This window comes from Nitratireductor pacificus pht-3B (assembly GCF_000300335.1).
GTDB lineage: Bacteria > Pseudomonadota > Alphaproteobacteria > Rhizobiales > Rhizobiaceae > Nitratireductor > Nitratireductor pacificus.
In genome coordinates, this window is sequence record NZ_AMRM01000051.1 from 1 (window position 1) to 715 (window position 715).

The 715-nt window shown below is 65.2% G+C and carries 1 protein-coding gene; it reads left to right on the forward strand.

Going from position 1 to position 715, the window contains the following annotated elements; genetic code table 11:
- Positions 1 to 715 (forward strand): EF-Tu C-terminal domain-related protein (locus NA2_RS21205; protein WP_008599359.1); only part of this gene is annotated, 715 nt, incomplete at both ends.

Genomic DNA, 715 nt, shown 5'->3' on the forward strand with positions numbered 1-715 from the left:
TCGTCCTACGACTTCCCGGGCGACGACATTCCGATCGTCAAGGGCTCGGCGCTGGCCGCGCTGGAAGATTCCAACAAGACGATCGGCGAAGAGGCCGTGCGCAAGCTGATGGCCGAAGTGGATGCCTACATCCCGACGCCTGAGCGTCCGGTCGACCAGCCGTTCCTGATGCCGATCGAAGACGTGTTCTCGATCTCGGGCCGCGGCACGGTGGTGACGGGTCGCGTCGAGCGCGGCATCGTGAAGGTCGGCGAGGAAGTCGAGATCGTCGGCATCCGCGACACGACGAAGACGACGGTGACGGGCGTCGAGATGTTCCGCAAGCTGCTCGACCAGGGCCAGGCGGGCGACAACATCGGCGCGCTGATCCGCGGTGTCGACCGTGACGGCGTCGAGCGCGGCCAGGTGCTGTGCAAGCCCGGCTCGGTGAAGCCGCACACGAAGTTCAAGGCCGAGGCCTACATCCTGACGAAGGAAGAGGGCGGCCGTCATACGCCGTTCTTCACGAACTACCGTCCGCAGTTCTATTTCCGGACGACGGACGTGACGGGCATCGTGACGCTGCCGGAAGGCACGGAGATGGTGATGCCGGGCGACAACGTGACGGTGGACGTGACGCTGATCGTGCCGATCGCCATGGAAGAGAAGCTGCGCTTCGCCATCCGTGAAGGCGGACGCACCGTCGGCGCCGGCATCGTCGCTTCGATCACTGAGT